Origin of the sequence: Geodermatophilus normandii (assembly GCF_003182485.1) — a bacterium.
Lineage (GTDB): Bacteria > Actinomycetota > Actinomycetes > Mycobacteriales > Geodermatophilaceae > Geodermatophilus > Geodermatophilus normandii.
On sequence record NZ_QGTX01000001.1, the window covers coordinates 261,365 to 274,347 of the forward strand.

At 76.8% G+C, this 12,983-nt stretch carries 18 protein-coding genes; 7 read left to right on the top strand and 11 right to left on the bottom strand.

What is annotated here, in order from left to right; all coding sequences use genetic code 11:
• Positions 1-8 precede the first annotated feature (8 nt).
• Together JD79_RS01365 and JD79_RS01370 are read left to right on the top strand one after the other, a co-directional pair.
• Complete coding sequence (locus JD79_RS01365) at positions 9-344, top strand: hypothetical protein (protein WP_110004087.1); 336 nt, start codon at positions 9-11, stop codon at positions 342-344.
• A 30-nt stretch (positions 345-374) separates the two neighbouring features.
• On the top strand, positions 375-1,004 hold the full coding sequence (locus JD79_RS01370; RefSeq protein WP_110004088.1) for a LysE family translocator: 630 nt from the start codon (positions 375-377) through the stop codon (positions 1,002-1,004).
• Between the two features lies 1 nt (position 1,005).
• Here the strand turns inward: JD79_RS01370 and JD79_RS22920 are convergent, their stop codons facing one another.
• On the bottom strand, positions 1,006-1,815 hold the full coding sequence (locus JD79_RS22920; protein ID WP_211307816.1) for a MerR family transcriptional regulator: 810 nt from the start codon (positions 1,813-1,815) through the stop codon (positions 1,006-1,008).
• Between the two features lie 108 nt (positions 1,816-1,923).
• On the opposite strand from JD79_RS22920, the gene JD79_RS01380 reads away from it, so the two are divergent.
• A complete protein-coding gene (locus JD79_RS01380; protein ID WP_245899506.1) occupies positions 1,924-2,391 on the top strand; it encodes a DUF2243 domain-containing protein in 468 nt (155 codons plus the stop codon).
• A complete protein-coding gene (locus tag JD79_RS01385; protein WP_110004090.1) occupies positions 2,388-3,113 on the top strand; it encodes a cytochrome c oxidase assembly protein in 726 nt (241 codons plus the stop codon). Before JD79_RS01380 ends, JD79_RS01385 begins: the two co-directional genes overlap by 4 nt.
• Here the strand turns inward: JD79_RS01385 and JD79_RS01390 are convergent.
• The 4 genes from JD79_RS01390 to dapE are packed head-to-tail and all read right to left on the bottom strand — an operon-like array spanning position 3,101 to position 5,931.
• Positions 3,101-3,565 (bottom strand): SRPBCC family protein, encoded by a 465-nt coding sequence (locus JD79_RS01390; protein ID WP_110004091.1) that lies wholly within the window; start codon positions 3,563-3,565, stop codon positions 3,101-3,103. The two genes, JD79_RS01385 and JD79_RS01390, sit on opposite strands and share 13 nt — an antisense overlap.
• Positions 3,558-3,977 (bottom strand): DivIVA domain-containing protein, encoded by a 420-nt coding sequence (locus tag JD79_RS01395; protein WP_245899508.1) that lies wholly within the window; start codon positions 3,975-3,977, stop codon positions 3,558-3,560. The genes JD79_RS01390 and JD79_RS01395 overlap by 8 nt, the downstream gene beginning before the upstream one ends.
• Before the next feature lie 8 nt (positions 3,978-3,985).
• Entirely contained in the window at positions 3,986-4,828 is an 843-nt protein-coding gene (locus tag JD79_RS01400) for an LOG family protein (protein WP_110004092.1), read from the bottom strand.
• Positions 4,825-5,931: a succinyl-diaminopimelate desuccinylase gene (gene dapE / locus JD79_RS01405; protein ID WP_110004093.1), complete on the bottom strand. Its 1,107-nt coding sequence runs from the start codon at positions 5,929-5,931 to the stop codon at positions 4,825-4,827. The genes JD79_RS01400 and dapE overlap by 4 nt, the downstream gene beginning before the upstream one ends.
• Positions 5,932-6,040: 109 nt before the next feature.
• Between dapE and dapD the strand changes: the two genes are divergently transcribed.
• Positions 6,041-7,024 (top strand): 2,3,4,5-tetrahydropyridine-2,6-dicarboxylate N-succinyltransferase, encoded by a 984-nt coding sequence (gene dapD / locus JD79_RS01410; protein ID WP_110004094.1) that lies wholly within the window; start codon positions 6,041-6,043, stop codon positions 7,022-7,024.
• A gap of 44 nt (positions 7,025-7,068) precedes the next feature.
• Here dapD and JD79_RS01415 read toward each other — a convergent pair whose 3' ends face one another.
• The gene (locus JD79_RS01415; RefSeq protein WP_110004095.1) at positions 7,069-8,175 is read right to left on the bottom strand and encodes an alpha/beta fold hydrolase; all 1,107 of its coding nucleotides are present in this window, start codon (positions 8,173-8,175) and stop codon (positions 7,069-7,071) included.
• Between the two features lie 313 nt (positions 8,176-8,488).
• Here JD79_RS01415 and JD79_RS24110 point away from each other — a divergent pair, with 313 nt between their 5' ends.
• A complete protein-coding gene (locus JD79_RS24110; protein WP_146220358.1) occupies positions 8,489-8,980 on the top strand; it encodes a hypothetical protein in 492 nt (163 codons plus the stop codon).
• Between the two features lies 1 nt (position 8,981).
• Here JD79_RS24110 and JD79_RS22375 read toward each other — a convergent pair whose 3' ends face one another.
• From JD79_RS22375 to fdxA, 3 genes are all read right to left on the bottom strand, one after another.
• Entirely contained in the window at positions 8,982-9,146 is a 165-nt protein-coding gene (locus JD79_RS22375) for a hypothetical protein (protein ID WP_170149070.1), read from the bottom strand.
• 119 nt (positions 9,147-9,265) lie between these two features.
• Positions 9,266-10,384 (bottom strand): succinyldiaminopimelate transaminase, encoded by a 1,119-nt coding sequence (gene dapC / locus JD79_RS01425; protein WP_211308110.1) that lies wholly within the window; start codon positions 10,382-10,384, stop codon positions 9,266-9,268.
• Positions 10,381-10,707 (bottom strand): ferredoxin, encoded by a 327-nt coding sequence (fdxA, locus tag JD79_RS22925; RefSeq protein ID WP_075012384.1) that lies wholly within the window; start codon positions 10,705-10,707, stop codon positions 10,381-10,383. Before fdxA ends, dapC begins: the two co-directional genes overlap by 4 nt.
• 161 nt (positions 10,708-10,868) lie before the next feature.
• On the opposite strand from fdxA, the gene JD79_RS01435 reads away from it, so the two are divergent.
• On the top strand, positions 10,869-11,618 hold the full coding sequence (locus tag JD79_RS01435; protein WP_110004098.1) for a GNAT family N-acetyltransferase: 750 nt from the start codon (positions 10,869-10,871) through the stop codon (positions 11,616-11,618).
• A gap of 7 nt (positions 11,619-11,625) precedes the next feature.
• Here the strand turns inward: JD79_RS01435 and JD79_RS01440 are convergent, their stop codons facing one another.
• Together JD79_RS01440 and mshB are read right to left on the bottom strand one after the other, a co-directional pair.
• Entirely contained in the window at positions 11,626-12,021 is a 396-nt protein-coding gene (locus JD79_RS01440) for a hypothetical protein (RefSeq protein ID WP_245899510.1), read from the bottom strand.
• The gene (mshB, locus tag JD79_RS01445) at positions 12,018-12,911 is read right to left on the bottom strand and encodes an N-acetyl-1-D-myo-inositol-2-amino-2-deoxy-alpha-D-glucopyranoside deacetylase (RefSeq protein ID WP_110004099.1); all 894 of its coding nucleotides are present in this window, start codon (positions 12,909-12,911) and stop codon (positions 12,018-12,020) included. The genes JD79_RS01440 and mshB overlap by 4 nt, the downstream gene beginning before the upstream one ends.
• Positions 12,912-12,983: the final 72 nt, after the last annotated feature.

A 12,983-nucleotide genomic window follows, 5' to 3' on the forward strand; every position in this document is an offset into this window, starting at 1 on the left:
TGCCTGCCGTGGATCCCGCGCAGCGCTTCGCCCTCCTGGCGGAGACCCTGTCCACCCGTCCCGGCGTCGGCCCGCCCGGTGCCGGGGGGCGACGGGGCTTCGGCTCGGCGGCACTCACCGTCGACGGGTCGATCTTCGCGATGGTCGTCGGCGGCGCACTCGTGTTCAAGCTCCCCCGCCACCGCGTCGAGGGCCTGGTCACCGCCGGCACGGGGCTGCCGTTCGCGGCGGCCAACGGCACCCCGATGCGGGAGTGGGTGGCCCTCGACCACGGCACGCCGGAGTCCGACCTCGCCCTCGCCGAGGAGGCCATGCGCTTCGTCGCCGCGAGTCGGCGAGCCTGAGTCCCGCGAGCCGCTGGCTACCGTGGCGGCGTGGGCTGGTCGGGATACGGGACGTTCGTCGTCCTCGCGGTGGTGCTGGTGCTCGTCCCGGGGCCCGACGTCGCGGTCGTCCTCCGCAACACCCTGGCCGGGGGCCGGGCCCGCGGGTCGTGGAGTGCCGTCGGCATCACCGTCTCCAACGTCCTGCAGGGGACGGCGGCCGCCACCGGCCTGGCCGCGCTCGTCGTCCGCGTGGAGCCGCTGTTCCAGGCCATCCGCTGGGCCGGCGTGGCCTACCTGACCTACCTGGCGCTGCAGGCGTTCCGCTCGGCCGTGCGGGGCCGCTACGCCGACCTCGAGGCGGGCGGGACGGCGACCGGGCGGGACGCGCTGACCGGCCTGCGGCAGGGGTTCCTCAGCAACGTGACCAACCCGAAGGTGCTGGCCTTCTACCTCGCCGTGCTGCCGCAGTTCCTCGCGCCGGGCACGCCCGTCCCGGTCCTGCTGACCTACGCGCTCACCCACGCGGCGGTGGGCCTGGTCTGGCTGCTCCTGCTGGCGGCCGGCCTGTCCCGGGCGCGGCGCGTGCTGGCCCGCCGCCCGGTCCGCCGGGCGCTCGACGCGTTCACCGGTTGCGCGCTGCTGGCCTTCGGCGCCCGGCTGGCGGCCTCCCGGAGCTGAGTCAGGCCACCGGCCAGGCCACCTCGACGTGCGGGGTGTCCGGGTCGACGTCGCGGTCGCTGACGTAGACCTCCGCCGGGCTGCCGGCCCGCTCGAGCCCCCGGGCGTCGACCCACGCCCCGACGGCGTCGTAGGCGCCGAGGATGCCGGGGAACTCCGCCTGCCCGCGGGACAGGCAGGTCACCGCCTCCCGGCCGGCCTGCTGCAGCCGGATGCGCAGCTCGCCGGCGGGCTCCACCCGGCCGGTGAACGGCTGCACCACCTCGACCGGTCCGTCGCCGTCCTCGGTGACCATGCCGTGGTAGACGACCCGCAGCGGTCCGGCCGGAGCGGCGCCCGACCGGGCCAGGTGGGCGGTGATCTCCTCCGACGCCCCGGTGACGAACCCGTCGAGCTCCTCCACGGTCAGCCGCCGCTCGGCGGTCAGGACCCTCGCCTCGGGCACCGCGCGCAGGAACACCTCGTACCCGTGCTCCTCCTCGGCCGGTTCGGCGGTCAGGGCGTCCACGAGGACGCGGCGACGGCGGACGTCGTCCTCGACGCCGGCCCACCAGCGCGCCACGGCGGCGCGCCGCTGCGGCGGCTCCAGGTCGACGACGTCCCGCACCCGGGCCAGCGGCATGCCCGCGCGGCGCAGCGCGGCGATCAGCCGGGCCCGCTCGACCTGCCCGGCCGCGTAGCCGCGGTAGCCGCTGGACGGGTCGACGTCGTCGGGCGGCAGCAGCCCCTGCTCGGCGTAGAGCCGGAGGGCCTTGGCCGACAGCCGGGTGCGCCGCAGGAACTCACCGGGCCGCAGCAGGGGGTCGCTCACGCAGCCAGCGTGCGCCGTGCCCCAGGGGCGGGGTCCAGCCGAGCCGTCCGGTTTCCGGCGGCGACCGTCCGGGCAGCGCCCGGGGACCTGCGACGACGGGAGGCCCGCGTGGCCGACGCACTCCCCCGGCCCGTGCCCCGGCGCCGGCTGCTGGTCTCCGGTCTGCTGCTCGGCGCGGGCACCGCCGGGGCGGTCGACGAGATCGTGTTCCACCAGCTGCTGCACTGGCACCACTTCTACGACCGGGCCAGCGGCGCCGCCGGGCTCGTCTCCGACGGCCTGCTGCACGCCGCCACCTTCTCCGCGGCGGTCGCGGGCCTCGCGCTGCTCGCCGACGCCCGCCGCCGGGGACCGTTCCCCGCCGTCCTGTGGTGGGGCGCGGTGCTCACCGGGGCCGGCGCGTTCCAGCTGTGGGACGGCCTGGGCAACCACAAGCTGCTGCGCCTGCACCAGGTCCGCTACGGCGTCGACCTGACCGGCTACGACGTCGCGTGGGTGCTGCCCGGCGCCGCGCTGCTGCTGGCGGGCGTCGCGCTGCTCGTGCGGTCGCGGAGCCGGCCGGCGCCGCGCCCGTGACCGCCCTGCTCGCGCTCCTGGTCGCCGCGGGGGCCGGCTACGTCGCCACCACGTGGCGCTGCCGCAGCCCCTGGCCGCTGGCGCGCACCACCGCCTGGGTGGCCGGGCTGGCGGCCGCGGCGGTCGCCGTCGCGGGGCCGGGTGCGGCGCACGCCGACCTGCACGCGCACATGGCCGCCCACCTGCTGCTCGGGATGGTCGCCCCGGTGCTGCTGGTGCTGGCCGCGCCGGTCACCCTCGCCCTGCGGGCGCTGCCGCCGCCGGCCGCGCGCCGGCTGTCCCGGGTGCTGCGCAGCGCCCCGGCGCGCTGGGCCACCGACCCGCTGGTCGCCGTCCCGGTCAACGCCGCCGGGCTGTGGCTGCTCTACGGCACCGGGCTGCACACCGCCGTCGCGCACCGGCCGGCACTCGCCACGCTGGTCTGGCTGCACCTGCTCGTCAGCGGGTACCTCGCCGCGGCCGCCGTGCTCGCCGTCGACCCGGCGCCGCACCGGCGGCCGGTGGCCGTGCGGGCGCTCGCGCTGGCCGGGGGCGCGGCCGCGCACGACGTCCTCGCGAAGGTCCTCTACGCGTACCCGCCCGCGGGCACGGCGGGGGCCGAGGAGGGCGCGCGGCTCATGTACGACGGCGGCACGGTGGTCACCCTGGTGACGGCGGCGCTGCTGTGGCGGCGCTGGTACGTCAGCCGCGAGGCGGTGCGCGCCGCGGCTCAGCCGGCCTGAGCCGCGGCGTACCGGGCGAACCGGCGCAGCGAGATCCGGAAGCCCAGCAGCACGAACGGCCTGGCCAGCGGCCAGCCGACGACGCCGAGGAGGCCCAAGGGCAGCCACAGCCGCTCGGTCCAGACGAGGTCCGTGCCGTGGGGTGCCGGCGTCAGCTCGAAGATCCCGGGGCCGCGCACGATCCGGCCGGTGTGCTGCACGACCACGCGGCGCGGCGGGTCCCACTCGGTGACCACCATCGTGTCCAGCACGCCGAGGTGGCGGCCGCGCCGCCAGGGCAGCGGGACGCCGGTGCGGGCGGCCAGCCGCACGCCGACGCCCTCGTCGTGCGCGGAGACCACCTCGACGTCGGTGGCCGGCATCCAGCGGCCCTGGGACCGCCAGTCGGTGAGCGCGGCCCACACCTGCTCCGGCGGCGCCTCGACGGCCACCGGCAGCACCAGGTCAGGCACCGTTCCCCGCCCCCTCCGTCACGTCCGGTCCTTCGCTCCGGGCCGCCCTGCCGGATGCGGTCGCCCCGGACGCCGGCAGGGTCAGCCCGGGATCGGTGTCGGCGTCGGCGGCCCCGGCCGGCCGCTGGGCGCGCAGCGCCGCGATGACCTCGTCGCGCTCGTCGAGCGCCAGCGCCAGTTGCTCGAGCAGCCAGTCCACCTCGGTCATCCGGTAGCCGCGGACGGCCACCGACACCTGCAGCCCGCGCACGTCCTCCCCGGTCACCGGCCGCTCGTCGGGCAGCTCGACCGGGGAGCGCTCCGGGTCGGCCGGCGGCTGCGTCTCGCCGCGGCCGAGCAGGAACGAGCCGCCGAGGAACAGCAGCGCCCCGACGACGGCGACCGCGGCGATCCCGACGAGGAAGGACAGCACGGCCCGCCTCAGCCCTCGACCGGCTCGACCGGTCCGCTCAGCGGCGCCCGCATGCCCCCGCCGTTGTCACCGGGGGCACCGGCCGCCTCGGCCGCGCGGATGAGCCGGAGCACCTCGTCGACGTCGTCGGTCACGGTGAACAGGTCCAGGTCGCCGGCGCTGATGGTCCCCGACTCGAGCAGGCTGCCGCGGATCCAGTCGACCAGGCCCGACCAGTACTCCGTGCCGTAGAGGACGACCGGGAAGCGGGTGACCTTGCGGGTCTGCACCAGCGTGAGCGCCTCGAACAGCTCGTCGAGCGTGCCGAACCCGCCGGGGAGGATGACGAAGGCCTGCGCGTACTTCACGAACATCGTCTTGCGCACGAAGAAGTAGCGGAAGCTGATGCCGACGTCGACCCACTCGTTGAGCTCCTGCTCGAACGGCAGCTCGATGCCCAGGCCGACCGACAGCCCGCCGGCCTCCGAGGCACCGCGGTTGGCCGCCTCCATCGCGCCCGGCCCGCCGCCGGTGATGACGGCGTACCCGGCCTGCGCCAGGGCCGCGCCGATGCGGACGCCGGCCGCGTAGTGCGGGTGGTCGGGCTTGGTGCGGGCGCTGCCGAAGACGCTGACCGCGCGCGGCAGCTCGGCGAGCAGGCCGAACCCCTCGACGAACTCCGACTGGATGCGCAGCACCCGCCAGGGGTCGGTGTGCACCCAGTCGGTCGGCCCGCGGCGGTCGAGCAGCCGCTGGTCGGTCGTCGTCCCGACCGTCTGCGCGTCCGGCTCGCCGCCGCGGAGCATCACCGGGCCGCGGTGGCGCGTCGGGCGCGGCTTGCGGGCGCCGTCGGGCGGTGGGGTCGTCGTCATGCACTGCCTCCGGTCAGATAGGCGGTCAGGGCGTCCTCGGCCGGCTGCAGGCGCTCGACCAGCACGTGCTCCTCGCGGGTGTGCGCGAGCTCCGGGTCGCCGGGGCCGTAGTTGACCGCCGGGATGCCGAGCGCGGCGAAGCGGGCGACGTCGGTCCACCCCAGCTTGGCCCGCGCCGGCCGGCCGACGGCGGCGACGAAGGCCGCGGCGGCGGGCTCACCCAGCCCGGGCAGCGCGCCGCCGGCGTTGTCGACGACGGTCAGCGTGGCCCCGGCGTCCACCGCGCCGGCGAAGACCTCGCGGACGTGCGCCTCGGCGGCGTCCTCGTCCCGGTCGGGCGCGTAGCGGAAGTTCACCGTGACGCGGCACAGGTCCGGGACGACGTTGCCGGCCACGCCGCCCTCGATGCGGACCGCGTTGAGCCCCTCGCGGTAGGTGCAGCCGTCGATGTCGACCTCGCGGGCCCGGTAGCCGGCCAGCGTGGCGAGGACGCCCGCCGCGCCGTGGATCGCGTTGACGCCCAGCCAGCTGCGCGCCGAGTGGGCCCGGTGGCCGGGCACCTCGAGCACCGCCCGCAGCGTGCCCTGGCAGCCGGCCTCGATCTCGCCGTCGGTGGGCTCCAGCAGCACGGCCAGGTCGCCGTAGAGCCATCCGCGCCGCTCGCGGACCACGCGGCCGAGGCCGCTCTTCACCGACTCGACCTCCTCGTTGTCGTAGAAGACGAGGGTGAGGTCGTGCGCGGGCTCCGCGCCCGGGACGCCGAAGCGGCCGGCCAGCCGCAGCATGACGGCGTCGCCGGACTTCATGTCGCTGGTGCCGCACCCGTGGAGCCGCCCGTCCTCCAGCCGGCTGGGCACGTTGTCCGCGATCGGCACGGTGTCCAGGTGCCCGGCGAGGACGACGCGGGTGTCGCGGCCGAGGTTCGTGCGCGCCAGCACCGTGTCGCCGACCCGCTCCACCTCCAGCCCGCCGAGCGCGCGGAGGGCCGCCTCCACCGCGTCGGCCAGCGGCCCCTCGTCGCCGGACACCGAGGGGGTGTCCACCAGGACGCGGGTGAGGCTGAGGACGTCGGCGGAGAGGTCCAGGTCGGGCGCGCCGGTCACGGTGCCCGAGCCTACGGCGGGAGGACCTCGTCCTCCTCACCGCTCGCCGGCTCGCGGCGAGCCTCGGGACGAGGCCGACCGGCAGGCCCGGTTGGGTAGCGTCGGGCGGGTGACCGCCTCCGCCGCCCGCTCCGCCTCCGCCGCCGGGCTCGCGACCACCACCTCCTCCGGCACCGTCCTGGACACCTGGTTCCCCTCCCCCGCCCTCGGCGGGGACTCCGGGCCCGCCGGGACCCACCAGCTCGGCACGCTGGAGCTCGGCAGCGAGCTCGGCCACGAGGTCTCCGGCCTGGTGCGCACCGACGACACCCGCGGCGTGGAGGTGGTCGGCGTCCGCACCGTGATCGCCGACCTCGACGCCCCGCCGGTCGACACCCACGACGTCTACCTGCGGCTGCACCTGCTCTCCCACCGCCTGGTCCGCCCGCGCGAGGTGAACCTGGACGGCGTCTTCGGCCTGCTGGCCAACGTCGCCTGGACCAGCTCCGGCCCGGTGCTGGCCACCGACCTGACCCCCGCCCGGCGGGCGACGCTGCGCGCCGCGCACGGGCACCTGACCGTGCTCTCGGTGGACAAGTTCCCGCGGATGGTCGACTACGTGCTGCCCTCGGGCGTGCGCGTGGCCGACGCCGACCGGGTGCGCCTGGGCGCGCACCTGGCCGAGGGGACGACGGTCATGCACGAGGGCTTCGTCAACTACAACGCCGGGACGCTCGGTCCCTCGATGGTCGAGGGCAGGATCAGCGCGGGCGTCGTCGTCGGCGCCGACAGCGACATCGGCGGCAGCGCGTCGATCATGGGCACGCTCTCGGGCGGCGGCAAGGAGGTCGTCTCGATCGGCAGCGGCTGCCTGCTCGGCGCCAACGCCGGCATCGGCATCTCCCTCGGCGACGGCTGCGTCGTCGAGGCCGGCTGCTACGTGACCGCCGGCTCGCGGGTCACGCTGCCCGACGGCTCGGTGGTCAAGGCCCGCGAGCTCTCCGGCCGCGACGGGCTGCTGTTCCGCCGCAACAGCGTCTCCGGCGCGCTCGAGGCGCTGCCGCGCTCGGGCGACTGGGGCGCGCTCAACGCCGCCCTGCACGCCAACGACTGAGGCCGGTTCCCGCCTCCCGCCCGCGGGAGGCGGGAACCGGCCCCTCAGGTGAGGTTCGCGGGCTCCGCGGCGGGCGTGTCGAGGTGCTCGAGCAGCGCGACGACGAACTCCTGCGGCCGCTCCACGTGCGGGGAGTGCCCGACGCCGGGGAGCACGACCTCGCGGTAGGCGCCGCCGGAGGCCGCGTAGCGGTCCAGCACCGCGCGGGTCTGGGTGACCATCGGCTGCGGCGGGCAGACCTCCGCACCCGGCCAGCCCGGCACCGCGCCGAGCTGCCCGAGGAAGGCGAGGTCGAACACCGAGGTGTCGGAGACGATCGGGTCGGCGTCACCGCGGATCCACAGCACCGGCGGCTTGGCGGGCAGGTCCACGATGCCGGAGACGTCGAACACCGTCGGCGCCATCGTGTTGAGCACCCCGCGCGCGCCCGGTGCCGTCCCGGGCCAGGTGTCGCTGGGGACGGCGTCACCCGGGTAGTGGTCCTCGCCGGTGCGGGTGGACAGCATCGAGTCGACGAAGACGTCCTCCAGCGCCGGGTCCAGCGGCAGCGAGCCGGGCGCCACGTAGTAGGTCCGCAGGATCGAGCGCGGGCTCGTCGCGGCGGCGTCGGTGGTGTCCCCGGCGGCGATGGCGGCCACGAACTCCGGGTTCGCCGCGCCCCCGCCGGAGCCGGCGCCGTCCTCGGCCAGCCGCCGGCCCTCGGCGCCGACGGTGCCGCCGAAGCCGTAGGGCGACACGGGCGCCACGAGGGTGACCGAGGCGACCCGGCCCGGCGCGTCGAGCAGGTGCCGCAGGACCACCCCTGCGCCCATGCTCCAGCCGACCAGGTGCACCCGGTCGAGGCCGAGGGCGTCCAGCAGCGCGCCGAGGTCGTCGGCCCAGTCACCGACACCGCGACGGGCGTCGACCGGCAGCGGGTCGGTGCCGCCGTAGCCGCGCAGGTCGACGGCGAGCACGCGGTGACGGCCGGTGTCGTGCACCGCCAGCACCGTCTGCTGCCAGAACAGCGCGGAGCTCACGTTGCCGTGGACGAACAGCACCGCCTCGCCGGGGCCCGCGGGGTCGACGCCGTCCGGGTGCAGCACGTTCTGGGTGAGCCGCGCGGTGGGCACGCGGGTCGCTGCGATCCCGGGCAGCAGGACGTCGGGCATGCGGGTCTCCTGGGGGGTCGGCGGGGAGGCGGGCGTCACCGTAGCGACCGCACCCGTCCCACGACACCCGTGCGTTCCCGCGGGATCCGGGGTCCCGGCGGGCGGCCCACCTACAGTCGACGGCGATGACCAGCGCACGGACGGCTCCGCCCCGCCGCCCGGCCCCTGCTCCCCGGCGCCCGGCGGCCAGGCGCCCCCGGCGAAGCGGCCCCCGGCCAAGCGGCCCTCGGGGACCCGTCCCACCGGCATTCACCGGGGCGGCGCCGCGGCGCTGCGCACCTGGTGGCCGGCCTACCTGCTGGCCGTCGTCGTGGTGTTCGCGCTGGCGTGGCGGGCCGACGGGTCCGAGGCCGCCGGGCCACCGCCGGCGACGGCGCTGTGCACCGTCCCGGCCACCTCGGTGACCCTGGGCGCCGACCAGTGGGCCAACGCCCGGACGATCGCCGACGTCGCCCGGCAGCGCGGGCTGCCCGAGCGGGCCGTCGTCATCGCGCTCGCCACGGCGATGCAGGAGTCGACGCTGCACAACCTCGACCACGGCGACCGGGACTCCCTCGGCCTGTTCCAGCAGCGGCCCTCCCAGGGCTGGGGCACGCCGGCGCAGGTGCAGGACCCGGTCTACGCGGCCGGCCAGTTCTACGACCGGCTGGTGCGGGTGCCCGGCTGGGACACGATGCGCCTGACCGACGCGGCCCAGGTGGTGCAGCGCTCCGGCTTCCCGGAGGCCTACCAGCGCTGGGACGGCTTCGCGCAGTCCCTCACGGTGGCGCTGCGCTCGGACGACCGCGAGCGCGACTGCGGCTGAGTCAGTGCACCCGGTTGCGCCCCTTGCCGTACAGCTCGGGCCGGTCGAAGGCCGTCGGCATGCCCGCCGAGCCGGCGAGGCTGCGGTTGCGGTGCAGGTGCGCCTCGAGGGCGAGCAGCGCGACGAGGACGGCGACGGGGAACAGCAGGAAGAGCACGAGGAACACGGCAGGGCCTCCGCGACGGGCCGGGCGGTGTGCCCGGCGGGGTGCGACCACCGTGTCGCGGGGCCCTTGCGGCGCTCTGGCGGAGGACTGACGGGCGCTTGCGGCCCGCTAGCAGCGGCTCAGGCGGTGAGGCGCCGCACCGCGGCGTCGATCCGCTCGTCGGTGGCGGTCAGCGCCATGCGCACGTGCCGCGCGCCGGCCGGGCCGTAGAAGGAGCCGGGGGCGGGGACAATGCCGAGGCCCGCCAGCCAGTCGACCGTGGCCCAGCAGTCCTCGTCGCGGGTGACCCACAGGTACAGGCCCGCCTCGGAGTGGTCGATCCGGGCGCCCGTGGCGCGCACCGCGGCGGCCAGCCGCTCCCGGCGGGCGCGGTAGCGCTCGCGCTGCGCGTCGACGTGCGCGTCGTCGGCGAGCGCGGCGGTCATCGCGGCCTGCACCGGGCCCGGCACCAGGAGGCCGAGGTGGCGGCGCACCTCCCAGATCTGCCGGACCAGCGCCGGGTCCCCCGAGAGCAGCCCGGCGCGGTAGCCGGCCGCGGTGGACTGCTTGGACAGCGAGTGCACCGCGAGCAGGCCGCTGTGGTCCTCGCCCGCGACCTCGGGGTGCAGCAGCGAGCGTGGCTGGACGTCCCAGCCCAGCGTCGCGTAGCACTCGTCGGCGACGACCGGCACGGCGTGCGCCCGGCCCCACGCCGCCCAGGTGCGCAGCTCGTCGTCGGACAGGACCCGCCCGTGCGGGTTGCCCGGGGAGTTCAGCCAGACCAGGACCACGCCGGCGGCGTCGTCGGGCGGGGTGTCCGAGCGGCGCACGGCCAGCCCGGACAGGACCGCGCCCACCTCGTAGGTCGGGTAGGCGACCTCCGGGATGACCACGGTGCCCTCGCGCAGGCCGAGCAGCGTGGGCATGAGCGCCACGAGCTCCTTGGAGCCGATCGTCGGGATGACCGACGGGTCGGCGGCCAGCGGGTCGCCCACGCTCACGCCGAGCCGGCGCCGCAGCCAGCCGGCGGCCGCCACCCGCAGCTCCCGGGTGCCCAGGGCCGGCGGGTAGCCCGGCGAGTCCCCGGCGGCGGACAGCGCGGTGCGCAGCACCTCCGGGGTCTCGTCGACCGGCGTCCCGATGGACAGGTCGACGATGCCGTCCGGGTGCTGCGAGGCGCGCGCCCGGGCGGCTTCGAGGCTGTCCCAGGGGAAGTCGGGCAGCCGGGGGCCGGCCGCCGTCCCCGGGGTGGCCGTCAGTGCCCCTCGCCCTGCGGCGGGAGGGCCGCCACCAGCGGGTGGTCCTTGGCGATCTTGCCGGTCTTGGCCGCGCCGCCGGGGCTCCCGAGGTCGGAGAAGAACTCCACGTTGGCGTTGTAGAAGTCCTTCCACTTGTCCGGGACGTCGTCCTCGTAGTAGATGGCCTCCACCGGGCAGACCGGCTCGCAGGCACCGCAGTCGACGCACTCGTCGGGGTGGATGTAGAGCATCCGCTCGCCCTCGTAGATGCAGTCCACCGGACACTCGTCGATGCAGGCCTTGTCGAGGACGTCGACGCAGGCCTGGGTGATCACGTAGGTCACGGTGGGTCCTCCCGGGGGACGTACGGGCAGCGGTCCGGCGGCCGGCCGGACTCGCGCGTGTCTGACGTCAGTATGGCCCCGCGGGCCGAGGTGAAACGCGACGGGTGGACGGGGCCCGCCCCGGTCGGGGGGGCGCGGAGCGGACCCCGCAGGATCGGGCCATGGGACAGAGCCGTTCGCCCCTCGGCGTCGCCGACCTGGAACGGCTGGCCGCCCGCGGCTGGCGCGGCACCGACGAGGAGCCGCTCGGCGGCTGGCTGCTGCGGGCCGGCGGCGGGTTCACCGGCCGCGCCAACACCGCGCTGGTCACCGGTGACCCCGGCCTGCCCCTGCCGGAGGCGGTCGGGACGGTGGCCGCCTGGTACCGCGACCGCGGTTCGCGCCCCGGTGCGGCCCTGCCCGGCGTCCAGGCCCGGCCCGCCGACGCCGCGTTCGCCGCCGCCGGGTGGACCCGCGACGACGACGTCCTCGTGCTCACCGCTCCCCTGGTCCCCGGGCCGGACCCGGCCGTGCCCGTGGAGCTGTCCCCCGCGCCGGACGACGGCTGGCTGGCCGCCTACCGGCACCTGGGCCACGCGCTGCCCGACACCGCGCGCGCCGTGCTGGTCAACGCCCCCGACGTCGTCTTCGCCTCCGTGCGGCCCCGCCCGGACGCGGCGCCGGTCGCCGTCGCGCGCGGCGTGGTCACCGACGACTGGCTGGGGGTCAGCGCGGTCACCGTGGCCGAGGACGCCCGCCGCCGCGGCCTGGCGACCGCGGTGATGGCCGCCGTCACCCGCTGGGGTGCAGGTCACGGAGCGCGCTGGATCTACCTGCAGGTGACGGCGTCCAACGCGGCCGCCCGGGCGCTGTACCGGCAGTCGGGGTACGTCGAGCACCACCGCTACCACTACCGGTGGGCGCCGGACTGACGGGCGGTCAGGCCCGGGGGACCACCGGCCGGCGGGGTGCGGCGAGCACCCGGCCGACGGCGACCGCGGCGGCCAGCACGCCCAGGCCGAGGAACGCGAGCGTGACCGCGCCCAGCCCGCCGCTGCCCACGGCGACCAGGTCCCCCTCGGGGCGGGGCACCGTGGCACCCACGGCCACCACGAGCCAGACGACGGCCGGCAGCACCGCGACGACGCGGGAGCCGGTGATCCGCAGCGCGCCCACCACGAGCAGGTAGTTGCCGACGACGGCCACCAGCACCGACAGCGGCACGAGGACGCCGGCCACCCGCAGCGGCAGCCAGAACACCTCGATCAGCGCCAGCCAGCCGGCGACGAGCACCGCTCCCGGCGCGCCGAGGACCACCCGGACGAGGCCGCTCACGCGTCCAGGCCGGCGAACAGGTCGTCCTCCCACCCGTGGGGGGCATCGCCGGCCGGGCCGCGCTCGCCGCGCACCAGCCGGTAGTGCTCCACGCCGAGCACCTCCTGGCCGAGGTTGTTCGACAGCGCGAAGAACGGCCCGTCGACGGTGATCTGGGTGGCGTGCGCGCGCATGGCGGCGTCCTTGCGGCCGGCGTACGCGCGGCCGTCGACGGCGGCGGTCACCAGCTCGTCGGGGACGGCGAAGGGGATGTCGTCGATCTCGCCGAGCTGCTCGAACGGCGCGGCCTCCCCCAACGACGCCAACGCCTCGGCACCCTCCCGCAGCACCGAGCGGGGCGTGCAGCACCAGTAGACCTTGGCGACGTCCCAGGCCTCCCCCAGCTCCGGGCGCCAGCCGGGGTCGGCGGCGCGCTCGACCGCGGCCATCGCGACCCGGTGCGCCTGGACGTGGTCGGGGTGGCCGTAGCCGCCGTTCTCGTCGTAGGTGACCACGACCTGCGGCCGGACCTCGCGCACGACGGCGACCGCGTGGCCCACCGCCTCGTCGAGGTCGGCGTTCCAGAAGGCCCGCGGCTTGCCGTTGGCCGGCGTCCCCATCATCCCGGAGTCCCGGTAGCGGCCCGGGCCGCCGAGGAACCGCCAGTCGGTCACGTCCAGCGCCGCCATGGCCGCCCGGAGCTCCGCGATGCGGTAGCCGCCGAGCTGGTCGGCCTGGTCGGGGGCCAGCTGCGCCAGCTCGGGCACGAGGACCTCGCCCTCCTCGCCCAGGGTGCAGGTGAGCAGCGTGACCTGCGCGCCCTCGGCGGCGTAGCGGGCCATCGTGGCGCCGTTGTTGATCGTCTCGTCGTCGGGGTGGGCGTGCACGAGCAGGATCCGGCGGTCGGTCACGGGAGATGAGTCTCCCACCGGCCCCGGACGTGACCACGGCGCGGTGACCGCCCCCCGGGGTACCGGGTGGTC

What these genes read in the sequence shown, in the direction of transcription:
- JD79_RS01400 (WP_110004092.1), bottom strand. Translation starts at nt 4,828, where the DNA reads ATGACGACGACCCCACCGCCCGACGGCGCCCGCAAGCCGCGCCCGACG.
- JD79_RS01435 (WP_110004098.1), top strand. Translation starts at nt 10,869, where the DNA reads ATGGGACAGAGCCGTTCGCCCCTCGGCGTCGCCGACCTGGAACGGCTG.
- JD79_RS01415 (WP_110004095.1), bottom strand. Translation starts at nt 8,175, where the DNA reads ATGCCCGACGTCCTGCTGCCCGGGATCGCAGCGACCCGCGTGCCCACC.